Origin of the sequence: Mycobacterium sp. NPDC050041 (genome assembly GCF_049541695.1) — a bacterium.
Taxonomy (GTDB): Bacteria; Actinomycetota; Actinomycetes; order Mycobacteriales; family Mycobacteriaceae; genus Mycobacterium.
In genome coordinates this window covers 180,667-202,018 of record NZ_JBMVDG010000007.1, presented here as the reverse complement: position 1 = coordinate 202,018, position 21,352 = coordinate 180,667, and the positions used below count along the sequence as shown (strand labels likewise).

General features: G+C 70.5%; 13 protein-coding genes. 8 read left to right on the top strand and 5 right to left on the bottom strand.

Annotated features, from left to right (window positions below; genetic code table 11):
- The first annotated feature begins 35 nt into the window (after positions 1-35).
- The 5 genes from ACPCHZ_RS21425 to ACPCHZ_RS21405 all read left to right on the top strand — a co-directional run bounded on the left by ACPCHZ_RS21425 (position 36) and on the right by ACPCHZ_RS21405 (position 9,202).
- Positions 36-2,699, top strand: a complete 2,664-nt coding sequence (locus ACPCHZ_RS21425) for an ATP-binding protein (protein WP_423486573.1) — start codon at positions 36-38, stop codon at positions 2,697-2,699.
- Between the two features lie 41 nt (positions 2,700-2,740).
- Positions 2,741-3,295: an LppP/LprE family lipoprotein gene (locus ACPCHZ_RS21420; protein WP_423486572.1), complete on the top strand. Its 555-nt coding sequence runs from the start codon at positions 2,741-2,743 to the stop codon at positions 3,293-3,295.
- Positions 3,296-3,387: 92 nt separating this feature from the next.
- Positions 3,388-4,293 carry a mechanosensitive ion channel family protein gene (locus tag ACPCHZ_RS21415; protein ID WP_423486571.1) on the top strand — a complete coding sequence of 302 codons (906 nt, stop codon included), beginning with the start codon at positions 3,388-3,390 and terminating at the stop codon, positions 4,291-4,293.
- Positions 4,294-4,412: 119 nt separating this feature from the next.
- Positions 4,413-7,853, top strand: coding sequence for a TM0106 family RecB-like putative nuclease (locus tag ACPCHZ_RS21410; protein ID WP_423486570.1), 3,441 nt, complete (start codon positions 4,413-4,415; stop codon positions 7,851-7,853).
- Positions 7,850-9,202 carry an FAD-binding oxidoreductase gene (locus ACPCHZ_RS21405; protein WP_423486569.1) on the top strand — a complete coding sequence of 451 codons (1,353 nt, stop codon included), beginning with the start codon at positions 7,850-7,852 and terminating at the stop codon, positions 9,200-9,202. Before ACPCHZ_RS21410 ends, ACPCHZ_RS21405 begins: the two co-directional genes overlap by 4 nt.
- A gap of 16 nt (positions 9,203-9,218) precedes the next feature.
- Here ACPCHZ_RS21405 and ACPCHZ_RS21400 read toward each other — a convergent pair whose 3' ends face one another.
- Together ACPCHZ_RS21400 and ACPCHZ_RS21395 are read right to left on the bottom strand one after the other, a co-directional pair.
- Positions 9,219-11,375, bottom strand: coding sequence for an MFS transporter (locus tag ACPCHZ_RS21400; protein WP_423486568.1), 2,157 nt, complete (start codon positions 11,373-11,375; stop codon positions 9,219-9,221).
- A 134-nt stretch (positions 11,376-11,509) separates the two neighbouring features.
- On the bottom strand, positions 11,510-12,793 hold the full coding sequence (locus ACPCHZ_RS21395) for a multidrug effflux MFS transporter (RefSeq protein ID WP_423486567.1): 1,284 nt from the start codon (positions 12,791-12,793) through the stop codon (positions 11,510-11,512).
- Positions 12,794-12,940: 147 nt separating this feature from the next.
- Here ACPCHZ_RS21395 and ACPCHZ_RS21390 point away from each other — a divergent pair, with 147 nt between their 5' ends.
- Both ACPCHZ_RS21390 and ACPCHZ_RS21385 read left to right on the top strand, forming a co-directional pair.
- Entirely contained in the window at positions 12,941-13,690 is a 750-nt protein-coding gene (locus ACPCHZ_RS21390) for a hypothetical protein (RefSeq protein ID WP_423486566.1), read from the top strand.
- 212 nt (positions 13,691-13,902) lie between these two features.
- Complete coding sequence (locus ACPCHZ_RS21385; RefSeq protein ID WP_423486565.1) at positions 13,903-17,808, top strand: multifunctional oxoglutarate decarboxylase/oxoglutarate dehydrogenase thiamine pyrophosphate-binding subunit/dihydrolipoyllysine-residue succinyltransferase subunit; 3,906 nt, start codon at positions 13,903-13,905, stop codon at positions 17,806-17,808.
- Between the two features lie 72 nt (positions 17,809-17,880).
- Here ACPCHZ_RS21385 and ACPCHZ_RS21380 read toward each other — a convergent pair whose 3' ends face one another.
- A complete protein-coding gene (locus ACPCHZ_RS21380) occupies positions 17,881-18,267 on the bottom strand; it encodes a DUF732 domain-containing protein (protein WP_364974116.1) in 387 nt (128 codons plus the stop codon).
- A 109-nt stretch (positions 18,268-18,376) separates the two neighbouring features.
- Between ACPCHZ_RS21380 and ACPCHZ_RS21375 the strand changes: the two genes are divergently transcribed.
- Positions 18,377-19,210, top strand: a complete 834-nt coding sequence (locus tag ACPCHZ_RS21375) for an SDR family NAD(P)-dependent oxidoreductase (protein ID WP_423486564.1) — start codon at positions 18,377-18,379, stop codon at positions 19,208-19,210.
- Positions 19,211-19,244: 34 nt separating this feature from the next.
- On the opposite strand, the gene ACPCHZ_RS21370 is transcribed toward ACPCHZ_RS21375, so the two are convergent.
- Positions 19,245-20,072: a glycine betaine ABC transporter substrate-binding protein gene (locus ACPCHZ_RS21370; RefSeq protein WP_423486563.1), complete on the bottom strand. Its 828-nt coding sequence runs from the start codon at positions 20,070-20,072 to the stop codon at positions 19,245-19,247.
- A gap of 7 nt (positions 20,073-20,079) precedes the next feature.
- On the bottom strand, positions 20,080-21,282 hold the full coding sequence (locus ACPCHZ_RS21365) for an NAD(P)-dependent malic enzyme (protein WP_423486562.1): 1,203 nt from the start codon (positions 21,280-21,282) through the stop codon (positions 20,080-20,082).
- Positions 21,283-21,352 lie beyond the last annotated feature (70 nt).

The following is a 21,352-nucleotide window of genomic DNA, read 5'->3' as shown; positions in this document are numbered from 1 at the left end:
GACCCGCCAGGTCTGCGACGTGACATCCTGCGTGGGTGTCCGCTCCGGTGGGGCCCTCGGGAATCGTGACGTTCCTCTTCACCGACATCGAGGGTTCGACGCGTCGGTGGGAGGCCGACGCAGGCAGGATGCGAGTCGCCCTGGCCGAGCACGACGAATCGTTGCGGCAGGTGATCGACTCGCATGGCGGCTGGCTGTTCAAGCACACCGGCGACGGTGTCTGCGCCGCGTTCGCCTCACCGCGTGCGGCAGTCGACGCGGCGGTGGCGGCGCAGCGGGCACTCGAGTTGCCCGTGCGGATGGGCATCGCCACCGGCGAGGCCGAGCGGCGCGGCCAGGACTACTTCGGTGTCGTGCTCAATCGGGTCGCAAGAGTGATGGCCGCCGGTCACGGTGGCCAGATCCTGCTCGCCGAAACCACGGCGGCCCTGATCGGCGACGTCGAACTCATCCGCCTCGGGCCGCGCCGCCTGCGCGACGTCCCCGTCCCGGTGACGATCTTCCAGGTCTGCGCCGACGGCCTGCAGGCGACGTTCCCGCCGCTGCGGGCCGGCGGCCCGACACCGGGGAATCTGCGTCCGCAGGTGGCCAAGCTGGTCGGCCGCGACGCGGACCTCGCCGAGATCACCGACACCGTGCGCAGTCACCAGTTGGTCACGCTGACCGGCGTCGGCGGTGTCGGCAAGACCCGGCTGGCGCTAGCCGTCGCGGCGCGGCTCGAGAACGAGATGCCCGACGGCGTCTGGGTGATCGAACTGGCCGCGGTGGCCGACCCGGCCGCGGTGCCCGACGCGGTCGCCACCGTGCTGGGCATCACCCAGGAGCCGGGCGAAAGTCTGGTCGACACCATCGGCGCCGCGCTCCAGGACCGGAACCAACTGCTCGTGTTCGACAACTGCGAGCACCTCCTCGAGGCGTCCGCGGCTTTGATCGACGTCGTCGTCGCGCACTCGGCGACGGTGAAGATCATCACGACCAGCCGGGAAGGCCTCGGCCTTGCCGAGGAACGCGTCCGCACCGTGCCGTCCCTCGCGGTCGCCGGAACCGACTCCGCTGCGGTGACCCTGTTCGTCGAGCGCGCCGACGCCGCGTCACAGCGCTTCTCGATGCAGGACCAGCGAACAGCCGACGCCGTACTCGAGATCTGCCGCCGCCTCGACGGCATACCGCTGGCCATCGAACTCGCGGCGTCACGGATGGCGTCGATGTCGGCGATGGACATCCGCGACCATCTCGACCAGCGCTTCCGGCTGCTCACCGGTACGCGGCGCGGGCTGCAGCGGCACCAGACGCTCCGGCACGCCGTCGGCTGGTCCTACGAACTCCTCGACGATCGCGAGAAGGCGATGTTGACGAGGTGTTCGGTATTCGTCGGCGGCTTCACGCTGACGAGCGCGTGCGCCGTCGCCGGACCCGGCTGCGACGACGAGGTCGCGGTGCTGGACGTCCTCGACGCCCTGGTGCGCAAATCGCTGCTCAGCGCCGATCAGCGCGCGGGCGCGACGCGGTACTCGATGCTCGAGACCATCCGCGAGTTCAGTGAGGAGCAACTCGCCGCCGATGGCGACGCCGCCGCGACGAGATCGGCTCACTCACGGCACTTCGCAGGCTGCGAACACGATCTGCTGACTCTGTGGGACGGCCCGCGCCAGCGGGAGGCCTACGCCTGGCTGGATGCCGAGTGGGCGAACCTGCGCACCGCGTTCCGGTGCGCCGCGGACAGCGGTGACATCGAGGCGGCCGCCGCGATCGCCTGCAGCTGCGCGCCGCTCGGATACATGGTGGAGAACTTCGAGGCGATCGCGTGGGCCGAGGAACTCGTCGAGCCGGCGCGAGACACGGACCATCCCCGACTCGCCGCACTCTGCGTCGCGTCGGCGCTGTCCATGTGGCCCGGCCGCTTCGAAGACGCTGTCCGCTACAGCGAGTGGGGACAGCTCGCGATCGGCGACAGCCCGGGAATGGCCTTCGGTCTCGAGGGCTGGCTCGCCGGTCCCCTCCTGGCGATCGGCGAACCCGACCGCGCCGCCGCGTGGTGCCGCAGCCGGCTGGCCCGCCACCCCGATTCCCACGGCCTGGTGCGGGCCTGCCTGGTGATGGCGTTGTGGAACCTCGGAACGGTCGAGGAGGCGACGGCGGCCACCGAAGGCCTGCTGGAAACGGCGGAAGGCACGGGCAATCCGCACATGATGTCTTTCGCGCTGTTCGCCTACGGCCGCGCGTTCAGAAGCGTCGATCACATCCGCGCCCTCGACGCGATGCGCCGCGGCCTGACGATCGCCAGGGAGAGCGGCAACCGCACCAACGAATCGCACCTGGCGGTCAACATGGCGATCGTGGAGGCCACCCACGGCGACACCATGACGGCGCTCGACCACGTCGCGATGGCCATCGGCAACCAGGGTGACGCCGCGAACAGGATCGTCGCGAGCCGCCGGCTGGCGATACTCGCCTACCTCTTCGATCGGATCGGGCGCTACGAACCGGCGGCGCGCCTCGCCGGCTTCGCGGCCAGTCCGTTCGCGACCGCGGTGTTCCCGGAGATCCAGGACGCACTCGAGCATCTGCAGGAGGCTCTCGGCGAGACGCGGTACGCATCGCTGGCGCACGCCGGGGCGACCACCTCGACGAACGAGATGGTCAACTTCGCCCACGAACAGATCGATCAGGTGCGCAGTGCGCTGACGCGCCCCGCATGACCTCCCCGGCGAGTCGCGAGCCGGCCGGTACGGTGCCTGGTGTGAAGTGGCTCGTGACACCGGTCGCGGCCCTGGCGCTGGTCGTCGTCGGGTGCGGATCGGGCGATTCGACGGCGTCCAAGACACCCGAGGCCGCGACAGCGGCCCCGAGCGCGGCACCGCCGCCCGCCGTCCGGCCGACCATGGGCCCGTCGACCGCCGCGACAGCGGGCCCCGTCGACCCGTGCGCGGTCAACCTCGCGGCGCCCGAGATCGCCAAGGCGGTGTCCGAACTGCCCCGCGACCCGCGCAGCAATCAGGCCTGGAGTCCGGAGCCGGTGGCCGGGAACTACAACGAGTGCGCCCAGCTGTCCGCGGTGATCGTGCGGGCCAACACCAACGCCGAAGGTCCGAACACCCGCGCGGTGATGTTCCACCAGGGCAAGTTCATCCCGACCGGGGTGCCCGACACCTACGGGTTCAACGGGATCGAGGACTCCGCGTCGACCGGGGACACCGTCGCGCTGCGGTACTCCGGCGGCATCGAGGGCCTCGACAGCGTGGTGCGCTTCCGCTGGAACGGCAATGGGGTCGAGCTGATCGGCAACACCGGCTGACCAGCCACAGCGCGGTTGTGGTTTACATCACACCCGCCCGGGTATGACGCCGGTGTCAATAGTTCGGGGACTCCGGTGAAGGGATAGGTCCAATGGAGGACGCACTCCGAGACATGTGGCGGTCGGTGGCCACATTCGCACCCAAACTCCTGGCGTTCATCGTCATCCTCATCGTCGGCTGGCTGGTGGCGAAGCTCGTCGCCAAGGCCATCGACAAGGTGCTCGAGCGGGTCGGATTCGACCGGGCCGTCGAGCGCGGCGGCATCAGGAAAGCGCTGCAGCAGAGCAACTACGACGCCTCGACCATCGTCAGCAAGATCGTCTATTACGCACTGCTGCTGTTCGTCCTGCAGCTGGCGTTCGGGGTGTTCGGCTCCAACCCGATCAGCGACCTGCTGGCGGGAGTCATCGCCTTCCTGCCCAAGCTGCTGGTCGCGCTCATCATCGTCGTCGTGGCGGCCGCGATCGCCGCGGCCGTCCGCGACATCGTGTCGAACGCGCTCGGCGGCCTGTCCTACGGGCGGATGCTCGCCAACATCGCCAGCATCTTCATCCTCGGGCTCGGGATCATCGCGGCGCTGAACCAGGTCGGTATCGCGCTCACCGTGACGCTGCCCGTGCTCGTCGCGATCCTCGGCACCATCGGCGGGATCCTCGTGGTCGGCGTCGGGGGCGGCCTGATCAAGCCGATGCAACAGCGCTGGGAGGACTACCTCGACAAGGCCGAGCGCGAGGGCCGCAACATGCGCGAGCACCTGGACCGGCGCTCGTCGGGCGGTTCGGCAGGCGTCCAGCAGCCGACCCAGCAGCTGCCTGCCTACAGCGCTGCGCCCTCGGGCCCGACGCCCACCGGTCCCACGCCGACGGCCCCAGGGCAGCAGCCTTACCCGCAGGGTCAGGGCGGCGCGTCCTATCCCCCGCCGCCGCAGCACCAGGCGCCGCCGCAGGGCTACGGCGACTACCCGCAGCAGGGCTACGGCCGCGGCCCGCAGAGGTAACCCGAGGTACACCCGGGCCGCGACACTGCGGTGGGAGCGCCGATCAGGTGGGTGACGCGCTCTCACCGCAGACTCGGCGTGGGGTCTTGCTGTCGGCCCGCTCCCCTAGCATTGCCCTCGTGTTCGTCATCGACGACGACGGCCCGGGCGCCACGTCCGGACCACTGGTCGTCTACAGCGCCTCCGACCTCGCCGCGGCCGCCCGCTGCGAGTACGCGCTGCTGCGCTCGTTCGACGCCCGGCTGAGCCGCGGGCCCGCCGTCGCCGCCGAAGACGAATTGCTCGCGCGCACTGCGCAACTCGGTGACGACCACGAGCAGCGGCACCTCGATGCCATCCGCGCGACGGCCGACGCGACGGTCACCGTCATCGGCCGTCCGCGGTACACCATCGCCGGGCTGACGGCCGCGGCCGAGGCCACCCGCAGCGCGGTCGAGCGGCGGGCCCCGGTCATCTACCAGGCCGCCATGTTCGACGGTCGCTTCGCCGGGTTCGCCGACTTCCTGCTCCTCGACGACGACGGCCGCTACCGGTTGCGGGACACGAAGCTGGCCCGCTCGGTGAAGGTCGAGGCCCTGCTGCAGTTGGCCGCCTATGCCGAGACACTGACCGCCGCGGGCATCGAGGTGGCGCCCGAGGTCGAACTGGTGCTCGGCGACGGTGCGGTGGCCCGGTACGCGGTCGACGAACTGCTGCCGGTGTACCGGCCGCGGCGCGCCGCGCTGCAGCGCCTGCTCGACCGCCATCTCGCCGGCGACGCCGCCGTGTCGTGGGAGGACACCGAGGTGCGGGCCTGCTTCCGCTGCCCCGAGTGCACCGCCCAGGTGCGGGCGCACGACGACCTGCTGCTGGTCGCCGGCATGCGGGTCAGCCAGCGCGCCCGCCTGATCGACGCAGGCATCACCACCGTCGCCGAGCTGGCCGGCCATCACGGTCCGGTGCTCGAGCTCCCGGCCCGCGCCGACACGGCGCTGAGTGCGCAGGCGCGGTTGCAGACCACCGCCCGGATCGACGGCAAGCCGCCCTACGAGATCGCTGATCCGCAGCCGCTGATGGCGCTGCCCGAACCCGATCGCGGCGACCTGTTCTTCGACTTCGAGGGCGATCCGCTCTGGACGGCCGACGGCCGCGAATGGGGTATCGAGTACCTCTTCGGCGTCCTCGACACCGCCGACACGTTCACCCCGCTGTGGGCGCACGACCGCGGGCAGGAGCGCCGGGCGCTGCTGGACTTCCTCGCAGTGGTGCGCAAGCGCCGCAAGCGCCACCCCGGGATGCACGTCTACCACTACGCCGCCTACGAGAAGACGGCGCTGCTGCGGCTGGCCGGCCGCTACGGCGTCGGCGAGGACGAGGTGGACGACCTGCTGCGCAGCGGCGTGCTCGTCGATCTCTACCCGTTGGTGCGCAAGAGCATCCGGGTGGGCACCGAGAACTACAGCCTCAAGTCGCTGGAGCCGCTGTACATGGGCGCCCAGCTGCGCAGCGGTGACGTCACCACCGCGACCGACTCCATCACGCAGTACGCCCGCTACTGCGAGCTGCGCGCCGAAGGGCGCGACGACGAGGCCGCGGTGGTGCTCAAGGAGATCGAGGAATACAACCGCTACGACTGCACGTCCACCCGCAAGCTGCGGGACTGGCTGATCTGCCGTGCCATCGACTGTGCGGTGCCGCCGCGCGGGCCCCAGCCGGTCACCGACGGCGCGACGGTGGACCCCGATGACCATCTGGCCCGCCGGCTGGCCCGATTCGTCGGCGACGACGCCGCTCTGCGCACCCCCGAGCAGTCCGCGGTCGCGATGGTCGCCGCCGCCCGCGGATACCACCGCCGGGAGGACAAGCCGTACTGGTGGGCGCATTTCGACCGGCTCAACAACCCGGTCGACGAGTGGGCCGACACCACCGACGTCTTCCTCGCCGAGCACGCCGAGGTGCACACCGACTGGCACACCCCGCCGCGGGCGCGCAAGCCGCAGCGCTGGTTGACGCTGACCGGGTCGGTCGCCGCCGGCGGGCTCGGCCGCGAGATGTACGCCCTCTACGAACCCCCCGCGCCCGCCGGACTGTCCGACGATCCCGACCGGCGGGCGTTCGCCCCGGTGCGGGTGGAGGCGTGCGACGACCCCGAGGCGCCAACCGAGGTGCTGGTGATCGAGCGGGAACCGAAGGGCGGCGGCACGTTCGACGCACTGCCCTTCGCGTTGACCCCAGGCCCGCCCATCCGCACGACAGCGCTGCAGGATTCGATCGAGACCACGGCGACGGCACTGGCCGCCGGGCTGCCGCGGCTGCCGGTCAACGCCGTCGTCGACATCCTGCTGCGCAGGCCGCCGCGCACCCGCTCCGGGGATCCGCTGCCCGGCACCGACGCCGGCGCCGCCGAGGCGATCACCGCCGCGCTGCTCGACCTGGACTCGTCGTATCTGGCCGTGCACGGTCCGCCGGGTACCGGCAAGACCTTCACCGCGGCGGCGATCGTCACGCGGCTGGTCAACGACCACCGCTGGCGCGTCGGTGTGGTGGCGCAGTCGCACGCCGTGGTGGAGAACCTGTTCCGCGATGTGCTGGCCGCGGGTGTGGACGCCGTCCACGTCGCCAAGAAGAAGGGCGGCGCCGACCCCGGCTGGACGGTGCTCGACGAAGCCAAGTTCCCGGCATTCCTCGCCGAGCACGCCGCCGCCCGCACCGGTTGCGTGATCGGCGGCACCGCATGGGATTTCGCCAATGACTCCCGGGTTCCCCGCGGCTGCCTCGACCTGCTGGTGATCGAGGAGGCCGGCCAGTTCTGCCTGGCCAACACCATCGCGGTGGCGCCTGCCGCCGCGAATCTGCTGCTGCTGGGCGATCCGCAGCAGCTGCCGCAGGTCAGTGCGGGCACCCATCCCGAGCCCGTCGACTGCTCGGCCCTGGGCTGGCTGGTCGCCGACGCGCAGACGCTGCCCGCCGAGCTCGGTTACTTCCTCGACCGCTCGTACCGCATGCATCCCGACGTGTGCACGGCGGTGTCGCGGCTGTCCTACGACGGGCGGCTGCGTTCGTTCGAGGCCGTGACCGCGGCCCGTCGGCTCGAGGGTCTGGCACCGGGCGTGCGGGTGCTGCCCGTGCGCCACGACGGCAATGCGACCGAGAGTCCGGAGGAAGCCGCGGCGATCCTCACCGAGATCTGGCGACTGATCGGCTCGGCGTGGTCGGACGAGGACGGTACCCGCCCGCTGGACCAGCACGACGTGCTGATCGTCACGCCCTACAACGCGCAGGTGACGTTGCTGCGCAGGCACCTCGACGCCACGGGCCTCGACGGCGTGCGGGCAGGCACCGTCGACAAATTCCAGGGCCAGCAGGCGCCGGTGGTGTTCGTGTCGATGGTGGCCTCATCCATCGACGACGTTCCGCGCGGAATCTCGTTCCTGCTCAACAGGAACCGGCTCAACGTGGCGATCAGCCGGGCGAAGTACGCGGCGTTCGTCGTGCGGGCGGAGACACTCACCGAGTACCTGCCCGCCACCCCCGACCGGCTCGTCGAGCTGGGCGCGTTCCTGACCGTGGCATCGCAGTGACCGGCTCGCTGCCCCGCACGCTGTCCGAGGTCGTCGGCGCGGCGTACGTCAGCACCGACGCCGACCTGCTGGCCGGGCGCAGCGTGGACTACACCGGCAGATACCGCGGCCGGGCCGCGGCGCTGGTCCGGCCGGGCGACGCGGCGCAGGTGGCACAGGTGCTGCGGGAGTGCCGGGACGCCGGCGCCCACGTCACCGTGCAGGGCGGCCGGACGTCTCTGGTCGCGGGCACCGTGCCCGAACACGACGACGTGCTGCTGTCCACCGAACGGCTCACGCAGACAGGCGAACTCGATGTCGCAGACCGACGGCTGCGGGTGGGTGCGGGCGTGACGCTCGGCGCCGTGCAGCAGGCCGCCGTGTCCGCGGGGTTGGTGTTCGGCGTCGACCTGGCGGCCCGCGATTCGGCGACCGTGGGCGGAATGGCGTCGACGAACGCCGGCGGGCTGCGCACGGTGCGCTACGGCAACATGGGCGAGCAGGTGCTCGGGCTGGAGGTCGCGCTGCCCGACGGCACGCTGCTGCGCCGGTTCAGCCGGGTGCGCAGCGACAACACCGGATATGACCTGGCGTCGCTCTTCGTCGGAGCGGAGGGCACGCTGGGTGTGCTCACCGAACTGGAGTTGCGGCTGTATCCGACACCGGCACACCGGATCACCGCCGTCTGCGGGTTCACCGACCTGTCGGCACTCGTCGCCGCCGGCCGCCTGTTCCGTGACCTCGACGGGATCGCGGCGCTCGAGATGATCGACGGGCGCGCCTGCGCGGTGACCGCCGAGCAGATGGGCGTCGCGGCGCCGGTGGACGCGCCGTGGCTGCTGCTGGTCGAACTCGCAGGCACCGACGATCCCGGCGAGCGGCTCGCGGCGGCGTTCGACGACATCGACGTCAGCGGAGAACCCGCCGTCGGTGTGGACGTTGTTGCGCAGCAACGGCTCTGGCGGGTGCGCGAGGCGGTGTTGGAGATACTCGGCGTGTACGGCCCGCCGCTGAAGTTCGACGTGTCACTGCCGCTGGAATCGGTCGCCGGGTTCGCCGCGGCCTCGACCGACCTGGTGGGCACGCACGCTCCCGACGCGATACCGGTGCTGTTCGGCCACATCGGCGAGGGCAATCTGCACCTCAATGTGCTGCGGGTGGACACCGCCGCCGAGCGGCACCTGTACGCGGCGATGATGACGCTGATCGCTGAACACGGCGGCAACGTCAGCTCCGAACACGGCGTGGGGTCACGCAAGCGCGACTATCTGACGATGTCGCGCACCGAGGACGACGTCTCCACGATGCGGGCGCTGAAGTCGGCGCTCGATCCGACCGGCTACCTGAACGCGGCGGTGCTGTTCCGCTGAGGCGTCCGGTGCCGCATCACGGCCGGGAGTGACGGCCGCGTGGGGCTGAGTCGTGGTCGTCGTGCCGGTAGTGCCGTCCGTTGCCGGCGGACCCGTTCGATCGCGGCGCCTCGACGTGTCGGTCGCGAGGGTGGCCGTTGGTCTGGAACGGGTCGCGCGGCGGCGCAGGCGGCTCGACGGGCGGCGGCTCGACCTGCGGCAGCAGTTGCAGGCGCTGCTCCTCGTCGACGTGGAAACCGTTGTGCGCGCGCCCGTTTGCTTCGCCCGACGGCTCCGGCGGAGCGTCGGCCATCAACGCCTCCAGGATGTTGCGCCAGGGGTCGGGCTCGGATTCGGCCCGCATCGGGATGAACGCGGGCTCCGGAGCGGGATCTGTGTCGGCGGGCGCGTCGGCCGGTTCGTCGGCCGGTTCGTCGGCGGCGAGCAGGCTGTGCCACGACTCGACCGGATCGCTGTGCCACACCTCGGCGGGGGCGGGCAGCGGATGCTCGACTCGCGACGCCAGGGGTTCGGTCACCGCATCGTCGACGTCCGCGACGGGTGCGGGCCGCGCGGGCGTGGGCGGCGGGTCGTCCCACTCGACGGTGTACTCGAGGTAATCGTCGTCGTCGAAGTCGTAGGCGTCGTACATGTCGTCGGCGTGCGCGGCCGCGTGCATCACGTCGGTGCGCGCCTCGGGATCCACCTCGCCTGCCGCGCCGGACGTCCGCCCCGACCGCCCGCCGAAGCCCAGCAGGAACAGTGCGGCCACCACCCCGAAGAGCGCCACGAACGCGGGCAGCAGGATCGACTGGGACATCGCCGCGGCGAACGGCTCGTGCAGGAACGCCGGCAGCGCCGTGACGGCCCCCTCCCCGACCGGCGCCGACCCGCCCCCCGGCAGCTCCGCGCCGATCCGCGACGTCATGAACGCCGCCATCCCGGCGCTGCCCAGCACCGAGCCGACCTGGCGGGTGGCGTTGTAGACCCCCGACCCGGCACCGGCGAGCGTCGGCGGCAGGTTGCGGGTGGCGGTGGCGGCCAGCGGTGACCAGATGAAGGCCATGCCGATGCCCATCAGCATGATGGGCAGCACCAGCCGCCAGATCGGCGTGGACGGCGTCATGTCGATCGACAGCCAGGTCAGCGCGATGGCAAGCGCGGAGAAGCCGAACCCGACCACCGGCCGCGGGTGCGAGCGGTCCACGATGCGCCCGACGAGCGGCGCCAGCACCCCGGTCGCGATCGCCATCGGCGCGGTGAGCAGTGCCGCCCGGGTGGGTGACAGGCCGCAGACGGCCTGCGCGTAGAACATCAGCGGCAGGATCATCCCGGTGACGACGAAGCCGATCGTGGCGATGCCGAGGTTGGACAGGCTGAAGTCGCGGTCCCGGAAGATCTGCAGCGGGATCAGCGGCTCGTGCGGGGTCACCGACTGCCAGTAGACGAACCCGGCCATCGCGCCGATACCCAGTGCGACGCAACCCCAGATCCACGCCGCCCAGCTGTGTGACTGGCCCTCCTGCAGGGCGAAGACGATGAGGAACATGCCCAGCCCGGAGAGCAGCACACCGGGGATGTCGAAGCCGTTCTTCCTGGTGGGCAGCGCAGGCACGAACCGGGCGGCCAGCAGCAGACCTGCCACGCCGACCGGCACGTTGACGATGAAGATCCACTGCCAGCCGAGGGTGTCCACCAGCACGCCGCCTGCCAGCGGACCCACCAGCGTCGCGACGCCCGCGGTGGCTCCCCACACGCTCATCGCCACACCGCGCCGCTCGGGCGGGAAGATGCGGGTGATCGTCGAGAGGGTCTGCGGGGTGAGCAGCGCCGCCCCGACACCCTGGACCACCCGCGCGGCGATCAGCATCTCGATGCTGCCCGCCAGGCCGCACCCCAACGAGGCGACGGTGAACACCGCAAGCCCGGCCAGGTATACGTTGCGCGGACCGAACCGGTCGCCGAGCCGGCCCGCGAGCAGCAGGGGCACGGCGTAGGCCAGCAGGTAGGCACTGGTCACCCAGATCACCGCGTCGTAGTCGGTGCGCAGGCTCTGCATGATCGACGGATTGGCGACGGCCACGATGGTGGCGTCGACGAGGATCATGAAGAAGCCGATCATCATCGCCCACAGGGCATGCCACGGGTTGGCCGCCGGCTCGTCAGGGGTCACGGCATCGCCCGGTCGCGGCATGGCCGCACCGTCACGTCCCGGCCTCCGGGCAGCAGGTGAAGAGAACATATGGCGTCGACTCGCTAACCAACGATCCACCGACGCTACGTACCCGCTGCAGGCACGACAAGTCCGGGTCGGCGCTGCGCCGCCGCTCACACGGCTTCGGCGACCGCCTCACGCTCGGCGTCGGCCTCGTCTTCAGAAGCCGGTGCGCCCACTGCGAGCAGGGCTAACAGGGCGATCACCATGCCCGCCGTCATCACCACGGCCAGCGCGAACTCGCCGTTGCCGAGCACACCGACCAGCGGTGCCACGGCGGCGCCGAGCCCGAACTGGGCGGCGCCCAGCAACGCGGCGGCGGTGCCCGCGGCCTCGGAGTGCCGCGACAGCGCCACGGCGGGTGCGTTCGGGATCACCAGTCCCATGGCGGCGAGGATCGCCCACACCGGCGCCAGGAAGCCGAACAGTCCACCGACCTGGGCGACGGTGATCCCCACGAACACCGCTCCGGCCAGGGACGCCGCGGACAGCGCCCACACGACGATGGTCTGCGGCGTGAACCGGCGCAGCAGCACGACGTTGAACTGCGTCGCCCCGATCAGCGCCACCGCGCCCGCGGCGAACAGCAGCGCGAAGTCCTGCTGGTCCACGCCGTAGCGGCCCTGCAGCACGAACGGAGCGGCGGCGATGTAGGCGAACAGGCCCGACATCCCGAGCGCGGCGACCAGCACCAGGATCACGAAGCGGGCGTCCCGCAGCAGGCCCGCGTAGGTGGCGGCGATGCCGCGCACCCGCAGCGGCCGCCGGTGTGCGACCGGCAGCGTCTCCGGCAGCGCCAGCGCGGCGAGAAGCAGCAGCAGACCGGCCAGCAGGACCAGCGCGAGGAACACCCAGTGCCAGGAGGCGTGCAGCAGCACAGCGGCGCCCAGTGAGGGCGCCAGCACCGGCGCCACGCCGAGCACGAGCATCAGCCGCGACATGACGGTGGCGGCGGCCGACCCGGAGAACAGGTCACCCACGACGGCGATCGCCACCACGGCGGCGGCCGCGGCGCCCATCCCCTGCAGGCCGCGGGCCACCCCGAGAACGGCGATGTTCGGCGCCAGCACGCACAGCACCGACGCCAGCATGTGCAGCACGATGCCGACCATCAGCGGCCGGCGGCGGCCCAGCGAGTCCGACAGCGGGCCGACGATGAGCTGGCCCAGCGCCAGGCCGGCGAGCGTGCCCGTCAGGGTCAGCTGGACGACCGACGACGACACCCCGAGTTCCTCGCCGATGCTGGGCAGGGCGGGCAGGTACATGTCGATGGTGAGCGGACCGAGCGCGACCAGGGCGCCGAGCACGAGGATCATCTTCACCCGCCGCGGCGAGGCGTCGCGCCGCGAGGCGCGGGTTGCTGGCACAGGCGGGCTCACGCGTGGGGATGATGCCATGCAATTGGTTAGCACCGCATATCAATATTTTCTTCCCGGCCGTGACCGCGATCACCGCCGGGCACCCGCGCCGGTCGCCGCTCGTTGTCGACCCGATAGCCTGGACAACCACGGCTCACGCACTGTTCGCCCACGGGGAGGCCCGGAATGAGCGCTCGGTCCCGCAAGACCAAGCTGCCTGCGACCACGGACGGCTCGGCCGAGAGTCCTGGCACCGCCGCGCGGGTGCTGTCCCAGATCATCGAGGGCAGTACGCGGGTGCAGGCGCCTGCGGTGCGCGCCTACGTCGACCGGTTGCGCAAAGCCCGTCCGGACGCCGGACCGGCCGAGATCATCACCTCGCTGGAGAAGCACTACGTGGGCGCGGTGATGGCCAGCGGCGCAGCCGTCGGATCGGCCGCGGCGTTCCCCGGCATCGGCACGCTCACCGCGATGTCGGCGGTGGCAGGCGAGACCGTGCTGTTCCTCGAGGCGACGTCGGTGTTCGTGCTCGCGGTCGCCGAGGTGCACGGCATCCCCGCCGAGCACCGCGAGCGCCGCCGCGCGCTGGTGCTCTCGGTCCTGGTCGGCGAGGACAGCAAGCACGCCCTCGCCGACCTGATCGGACCCGGCCGCACCAGCGGCGGGTGGATCAGCGACGGCGCGGCGACACTCCCGCTGCCCGCCGTGACACAACTCAACTCGCGGCTGCTCAAGTACTTCGTCAAGCGCTACACCCTCAAGCGCGGTGCGCTGGCGTTCGGCAAGGTGCTGCCGGTCGGCATCGGCGCGGTCGTCGGCGGTGTGGGCAACCGCATGATGGGCCGCAAGATCGTCGACAACGCCCGCAAGGCGTTCGGTGCGCCGCCGCCGCGGTGGCCGTCGACGCTGCATGTGCTGCCGTCCGCGCAGCCCTGACTCGGCGCAGATCGATGCGCCCCGCGAGACCACTAAGACCATAAGTGCATCGACGTGGTCCGGCCGATGCCAGAGCGCTAGCCTTTAGGCGGCGGACGAGCGGGTAACCGCAACGTAGGCCGCGAACACGAGGACGCTAAACCAGGACACGAAAGCGGCGAGCACCTTGCCAATGCTTGCCCGAGGCGACGGAATCGAGGCGAGTAGCTGCCGTGAGCAGTTCACCTTCACCATTCGGACAGAACGAGTGGTTGGTCGAGGAGATGTACCGCAAGTTCCGCGAGGATCCCTCGTCGGTCGACCCCAGCTGGCACGAATTCCTGGTCGACTACAACCCCGAGCCGACCGGGGACTCGTCAACGGCCAGGGCCGGTAACGGCCAACCGGCCCGCAGCGCGTCGCCGAAGTCTCCACCGGAACCCGCACCCGCGCCGCCGCCGCAGGCCAAATCGGCCGACAAGTCGGCTGACACATCAGCTGACAAGGCCGCCGCCAACGGCACCGCGAAATCGGGATCGGCACCCGCCAAGGACGACAAGCCGGCACCGGCCAAGCCCGCCGAGAAGCCCGCCGAGAAGTCCTCCGAGAAGTCCTCCGAGAAGCCTGCCGACAAGTCCTCCCAGAAGCCTGCCGCCAAGAACGACAAGCCCGCCGAGAAGAGCGACAAGAACGACGACAAGAACGACAAGGCGCCGGCCGCCAAGCCGAAGGCCGCCTCGAGTGACGCCGACTCCGACGAGAACCAGGTGCTGCGCGGCGCCGCCGCGGCCGTCGCCAAGAACATGTCCGCCTCGCTGGAGGTGCCGACCGCCACCAGCGTGCGCGCCATCCCCGCGAAGCTGATGATCGACAACCGCGTCGTCATCAACAACCACCTCAAGCGCACCCGCGGCGGCAAGATCTCGTTCACCCACCTGATCGGGTACGCGATCGTGCAGGCCGTCAACAAGTTCCCGAGCATGAACCGGCACTTCGCCGAGGTCGACGGCAAGCCCAACGCCGTCACGCCCGCCCACACCAACCTCGGTCTGGCGATCGACCTGCCCGGCAAGGACGGCAACCGTCAACTCGTGGTCGCGGCCATCAAGAAGTCCGAGTCGCTGGCGTTCGGCCAGTTCATCGCCGCCTACGAGGACATCGTGCGGCGCGCCCGCGACGGCAAGCTGACCGCCGAGGACTTCTCCGGCGTCACGATCTCGCTGACCAATCCGGGCACCATCGGCACCGTGCACTCGGTGCCGCGGCTGATGCGCAACCAGGGCGCCATCATCGGCGTCGGCGCGATGGAGTACCCCGCCGAGTTCCAGGGCGCCAGCGAGGAACGCATCAACGACATGGGCGTCGGCAAGCTCATCACGCTGACGTCCACCTACGACCACCGCATCATCCAGGGCGCGGAGTCCGGCGACTTCCTGCGCACGGTGCACCAGCTGCTGCTGTCCGACGAGTTCTTCGACGAGATCTTCCGTGAGCTCGGCATCCCGTACGAGCCGGTGCGCTGGCGCATCGACAACCCCGATCCGATCGAGGACAAGAACGCCAGGGTGATCGAGCTGATCGCGGCGTACCGCAACCGCGGTCACCTGATGGCCGACATCGACCCGCTGCGGCTGGACAAGAACCGGTTCCGCAGCCATCCGGACCTCGACGTCAACAGCCACGGCCTGACGCTGTGGGACCTCGACCGCGAGTTCAAGGTCGGCGGCTTCGCCGGCGCCGAGCGCAAGAAGCTGCGCGACGTGCTCGGCCTGCTGCGGGACTCCTACTGCCGCCACGTGGGCGTCGAGTACACCCACATCCTCGAGCCCGAGCAACAGACGTGGATCCAGGAGCGCGTCGAGGTCAAGCACGAGAAGCCGACCGTCGCCGAGCAGAAGTACATCCTGAGCAAGCTCAACGCGGCCGAGGCCTTCGAGACGTTCCTGCAGACCAAGTACGTCGGGCAGAAGCGGTTCTCCCTGGAGGGCGCCGAGACCGTCATCCCGATGATGGACGCCGCCATCGACCAGTGCGCCGAGCACGGCCTCGACGAGGTCGTCATCGGCATGCCGCACCGCGGCAGGCTCAACGTGCTGGCCAACATCGTCGGCAAGCCCTACTCGCAGATCTTCAGCGAGTTCGAGGGCAACCTGAACCCGTCGCAGGCGCACGGCTCCGGCGACGTCAAGTACCACCTCGGCTCGACCGGGATCTACCTGCAGATGTTCGGCGACAACGACATCGCGGTGTCGCTGACCGCCAACCCGTCACACCTGGAGGCCGTCGACCCGGTTCTCGAGGGCCTGGTGCGCGCCAAGCAGGACCTGCTCGACAAGGGTGACGGCGACGACGCGTTCACCGTCGTGCCGATGATGCTGCACGGCGACGCGGCGTTCGCCGGCCAGGGCGTGGTCGCCGAGACACTGAACCTGGCGCTGCTGCGCGGCTACCGCACCGGCGGGACTATCCACATCATCGTCAACAACCAGATCGGATTCACCACCTCGCCGCACGACTCGAAGTCGTCGGAGTACTGCACCGACGTGGCGAAGATGATCGGTGCGCCGATCTTCCACGTCAACGGCGACGATCCCGAGGCCGCCGCGTGGGTGGCCAAGCTCGCCGTCGACTTCCGGCAGAAGTTCAAGAAGGACGTCGTGATCGACATGCTGTGCTACCGCCGCCGCGGGCACAACGAGGGCGACGACCCGTCGATGACGCAGCCCGGCATGTACGACGTGATCGACACCAAGCGCGGGGTCCGCAAGACCTACACCGAGGCGCTGATCGGCCGCGGCGACATCTCGATGAAGGAAGCCGAGGACGCCCTGCGCGATTACCAGGGCCAGCTCGAGCGGGTGTTCAACGAGGTCCGCGAACTCGAGAAGCACGACATCGCGCCCAGTGAGTCCGTCGAGGCCGACCAGGTGCTGCCCGCGAAGCTGGCGACCGCGGTCGACAAGGCGGAGCTGGCCCGCATCGGCGACGCGTTCCTCAACGTCCCCGACGGCTTCACCGTGCACCCACGGGTCAAGCCGGTGCTGGAGAAGCGCCGCGAGATGGCCTACGAGGGCAAGGTCGACTGGGCCTTCGCCGAACTGCTCGCGCTCGGCTCGATGATCGCCGAGGGCAAGCTGGTGCGGCTGTCCGGTCAGGACACCCGACGCGGCACGTTCACCCAGCGCCACTCGGTGATCATCGACCGCAAGACCGGGCAGGAGTACACGCCGCTGCAGATGCTGGCGACCAACCCGGACGGCACGCCCACCGGCGGCAAGTTCCTGGTGTACGACTCGGCGCTGTCGGAGTTCGCGGCGGTCGGCTTCGAGTACGGCTACTCGGTCGGCAACCCCGACGCAATGGTGCTGTGGGAGGCGCAGTTCGGCGACTTCGTCAACGGCGCGCAATCGATCATCGACGAGTTCATCAGCTCCGGTGAGGCCAAGTGGGGTCAGCTCTCCGACGTGGTGCTGCTGCTGCCGCACGGCCACGAGGGGCAGGGTCCCGACCACACGTCGGGCCGCATCGAGCGGTTCCTGCAGCTGTGGGCCGAGGGCTCGATGACCATCGCCGTGCCGTCGACCCCGGCGAGCTACTTCCACCTGTTGCGCAGGCACGGCATGGACGGCATCCAGCGGCCGCTGATCGTCTTCACGCCGAAGTCGATGCTGCGCAACAAGGCCGCGGTCAGCGATCTGCGCGAGTTCACCGAGGGCAAGTTCCGCTCGGTGTTGGAGGAGCCGACCTACACCGATGGCGACGGCGACCGGTCGAAGGTCAAGCGGGTGCTGCTGACCAGCGGCAAGATCTACTACGAGCTGGCAGCCCGCAAGGCCAAGGAGAACCGCGACGACGTCGCGATCGTGCGCGTCGAGCAGTTGGCGCCGCTGCCGCGGCGGCGACTCGCCGAGACGCTCGACATGTACCCGAACGTCGAGGAGAAGTTCTGGGTGCAGGAGGAGCCGGCCAACCAGGGTGCGTGGCCGTCGTTCGGCCTGATCCTGCCCGAGTTGCTGCCGGACTACTTCACCGGCATCAAGCGGGTGTCGCGGCGGGCCATGTCGGCGCCGTCGTCCGGGTCGTCGAAGGTGCACGCGGTCGAGCAGCAGGAGATCCTCGACGAGGCCTTCGCCCCGTAGTTCTGGTTCACCAGAGAGCAGTCAGGGTCGTGATCCGTAGCGGACCACGACCCTGACTTCGCTTTCGAGACTTCAGAAGCCCATCATCGGCAGCGGGAACGGGGTCTGGCCGTTGGCCAGCGACGCCATCGCGCCCGGGCAGAACGCCGAGATCGCCAGGCCGGTGAACATCGTGGCCGGGCCGAGCGGGCGGCCGAGCGCGTCGGACACCTCGCCGGCGACGTTGGCCGCATTCTGGCCGGGCTCGACGAGCATCGGGCAGATCTGCTGGCCGACCTGAGTCGCGGTCGCCGGGTCGATCCCCGAGAGCCCCGGACCGCCGAGGCTGTCGAGGAACACATCGGTGGCGGGATCGGCCTGGGCGGGAGCCGCCCCGACCGACAGGGCGGCGCCGAACACGCCTGCCGTCACGGCGAGCGCGGCGGCCGCCACGCGGTGGTTGCGCTTGTTTCGCTGCATGACTTGGCATCGCGGCCGGCGGCGGCGCCGTTACGCCTCGCCCCCGCGGGAGTGGTACCGCGGGTACCGACTAACCTCGTCCCGAGGCAACGACAAGAGGAGTGCACACATGGACGGCTTCGCCGGAAAGGTCGCCGTGGTGACCGGAGCTGGATCGGGCATCGGCCAGGCGCTGGCCATCGAACTGGCCCGCTCGGGAGCCAAGCTGGCGATCAGCGACGTCGACACCGAGGGGCTGGCCGCCACCGAGGAGCGGCTGAGGGCCATCGGGGCATCGGTGAAGGCCGACCGCCTCAACGTCACCGAGCGCGCGGCGTTCCACCTCTACGCCGACGAGGTCAAGAACCACTTCGGCAAGGTCAACCAGATCTACAACAACGCCGGGATCGCCTTCACCGGTGACGTGGTGGTCAGCCAGTACAAGGACATCGAACGGGTGATGGACGTCGATTTCTGGGGCGTCGTGAACGGCACCAAGGCGTTCCTGCCGCACCTCATCGAGTCCGGTGACGGCCACGTGGTGAACGTCTCGAGCGTGTTCGGGCTGTTCTCGGTGCCCGGCCAGGCCGCCTACAACGCCGCCAAGTTCGCGGTCCGCGGATTCACCGAGGCGCTGCGGCAGGAGATGATCCTGGCCCAGCATCCGGTCAAGGTGACGACCGTGCACCCCGGCGGCATCAAGACCGCGATCGCGCGCAACGCCACCGCGGCCGAAGGACTCGACGCCGAGCAGTTGGCGAATGTCTTCGACAAGAAGCTGGCGTCGATGTCGCCGCGCCGTGCGGCCGTGGTCATCCTCGACGGCGTGCGCAAGAACAAGGCCCGCGTCCTGATCGGCAACGACGCCAAGGTGCTCGACGCGATCGTCCGCATCACCGGGCCGCACTACCAGCGGCTGTTCGCGGCCTTCACGTCGCGGATGATGCCACCGCCGCCGAAGTAGCCGCACGCCCGGCAGGCACGGACGCGGGCAGACGTCAGTCGCGCAGCGGGTGGGCGGACAGCCAGTCGTCGGCCACCCGCCCCGGGTCGGCCCCGTCGTCCACTGCCTGCTGCATCTCCGCCAGCGCCGCGGTGTCGAGCACCCCGGCGACCTCGTTGAGCGCCAGCACCTGTGACTCGTCGAGTTCGTTGCGCCGGTACAGCGGCACCACGTTCTCGGCCCGGATCAGCGCCGATCGGTCCGCCAGCACCACGATGTCGTCCGGGATCGCGGCTGCGGCGGTGGTGGTCCAAGCGGCGTTCACCCGGCCACCCCGCAGCGCCGTCCACAGCGCGGCCTCGTCGGGGAACTCGCGCGGCGCAGACAGCCGGCAAGTGCCCACCACCGACGGCGTCTGCACCCCGGCCACCCTCCCCGGGCGGACCTCGGCGCAACGGCCGGTCAGCGCGGACAGCCGCTCCCCCTGCGCCTCGGCGGTCGCCTCGGTGACCGCGAGCGCCGGCCGGTCCTGCGCCGACATCGCGTAGTCGCCTGCGGCCACCCCCTCGGGCAGCGCCCCCAGCAGCTGCCGGTACACCTGCTCGCCCGCACGGGCGGTGGCGCCGGGTTCGAAGCGCTGCAGCAGGCGGCCGGTCAGCCCGGGCACCACCTCGACCTCGGCGGCGTCCAGCGCAGTCAGCGGATCGTCCGACGGCAGCACCACGGTGGCCGTGCCGTAGTTGCGCAGCGCCGCCGCATACAGGTGCGCGATCACCACCGACTCGGTGTCGGTATAGGAGCCGATCGTGATCAGCGGCGGCGCGGGCGGACCGCCGCAGCCGCTGAGCACGAGTGCGACGAGCGCCAACCCCAGCCGGCGCATCGTCGGCTCAGGCCTGCGACGCCGCGGCCACCGCTTCGGCCACCGCGGGCCCGACCCGCGGGTCGAGCGCGCTCGGGACGATGTGGTCGACGGCCAGGTCGTCGCCGACCACGGAGAAGATGGCCTCGGCGGCGGCGACCTTCATCTTCTCGGTGATGCGGCGGGCGCCGGCGTCGAGCGCACCGCGGAACACACCGGGGAACGCCAGCACGTTGTTGATCTGGTTCGGGAAGTCGCTGCGCCCCGTCGCCACCACCGCCGCGTGCCTGCGGGCGGCGTCGGGGTGGATCTCCGGATCCGGGTTCGACAGGGCGAACACGATGCCCTTGGGCGCCATCGTGGCGATGATCTCCTCGGGCACCACCCCGGCCGAAAGGCCGAGGAACATGTCGGCCCCGTTGACGGCCTCGGCGATGCCGCCGGTCAGATTCCGCGGATTGGTGCTCGCTGCCAGTTCGGCCTTGAAGGTGTTGAGGTCGTCGCGCCCGCTGTGCACGATGCCCTTGGAGTCCAGCACGACGATGTCGCGGATGCCCGCGGCGATCAGGATGTTCGCGCAGGCCACCCCCGCGGCGCCGGCGCCGGAGATGACCACCTTGAGGGCGTGCATGTCGCGGCCGAGCACCTGGACCGCGCCGAGGAGCGCGCCCAGCACCACGATGGCGGTGCCGTGCTGGTCGTCGTGCATGACCGGGCAGTCCAGCGCCTCGATCACCCGGCGCTCGATCTCGAAGCAGCGCGGGGCGGAGATGTCCTCGAGGTTGACCGCGCCGAATGTCGGGCGCAGCCGGATCAGGGTCTCGACGATCTCGTCGGGATCCTTGGTGTCCAGCACGATCGGGATCGAGTCGAGCCCGCCGAACGTCTTGAACAGTGCGCTCTTGCCCTCCATCACCGGTAGCGACGCGGCGGGACCGATGTCGCCGAGGCCGAGAACCGCGCTGCCGTCGCTGACGACGGCGACCAGCCTGCTGGCCCACGTGTACTTCGCGGCGAGGGTGTGGTCGGCGGCGATCGCGCGGCTGACCTGAGCCACCCCCGGCGTGTAGGCGATCGACAACGCGCGCTGGGTGTCCAGCGGCGAATTCATGCCGACGGAGAGTTTTCCGCCCTCGTGCGCCGCGAAGATCTCGGCGTCATCGATGACGACCTGTGGGGTGCGCGCCTGCGACTCACGGTCAGGCGAGGAGGCGACGATGCTTTCCGACACTGCGCAAGGGTATCGGACCGCGAAATCTCACAGTGCCCCATTCCCCCCGCGTGAGTACCGCGGCGCGCAG

Coding starts and splice junctions, on each gene's coding strand:
- ACPCHZ_RS21390 (WP_423486566.1), top strand. CDS start 12,941: ATGAGCGCTCGGTCCCGCAAGACCAAGCTGCCTGCGACCACGGACGGC.
- ACPCHZ_RS21375 (WP_423486564.1), top strand. CDS start 18,377: ATGGACGGCTTCGCCGGAAAGGTCGCCGTGGTGACCGGAGCTGGATCG.
- ACPCHZ_RS21380 (WP_364974116.1), bottom strand. CDS start 18,267: ATGCAGCGAAACAAGCGCAACCACCGCGTGGCGGCCGCCGCGCTCGCC.
- ACPCHZ_RS21370 (WP_423486563.1), bottom strand. CDS start 20,072: ATGCGCCGGCTGGGGTTGGCGCTCGTCGCACTCGTGCTCAGCGGCTGC.
- ACPCHZ_RS21415 (WP_423486571.1), top strand. CDS start 3,388: ATGGAGGACGCACTCCGAGACATGTGGCGGTCGGTGGCCACATTCGCA.
- ACPCHZ_RS21400 (WP_423486568.1), bottom strand. CDS start 11,375: ATGCCGCGACCGGGCGATGCCGTGACCCCTGACGAGCCGGCGGCCAAC.
- ACPCHZ_RS21395 (WP_423486567.1), bottom strand. CDS start 12,793: ATGGCATCATCCCCACGCGTGAGCCCGCCTGTGCCAGCAACCCGCGCC.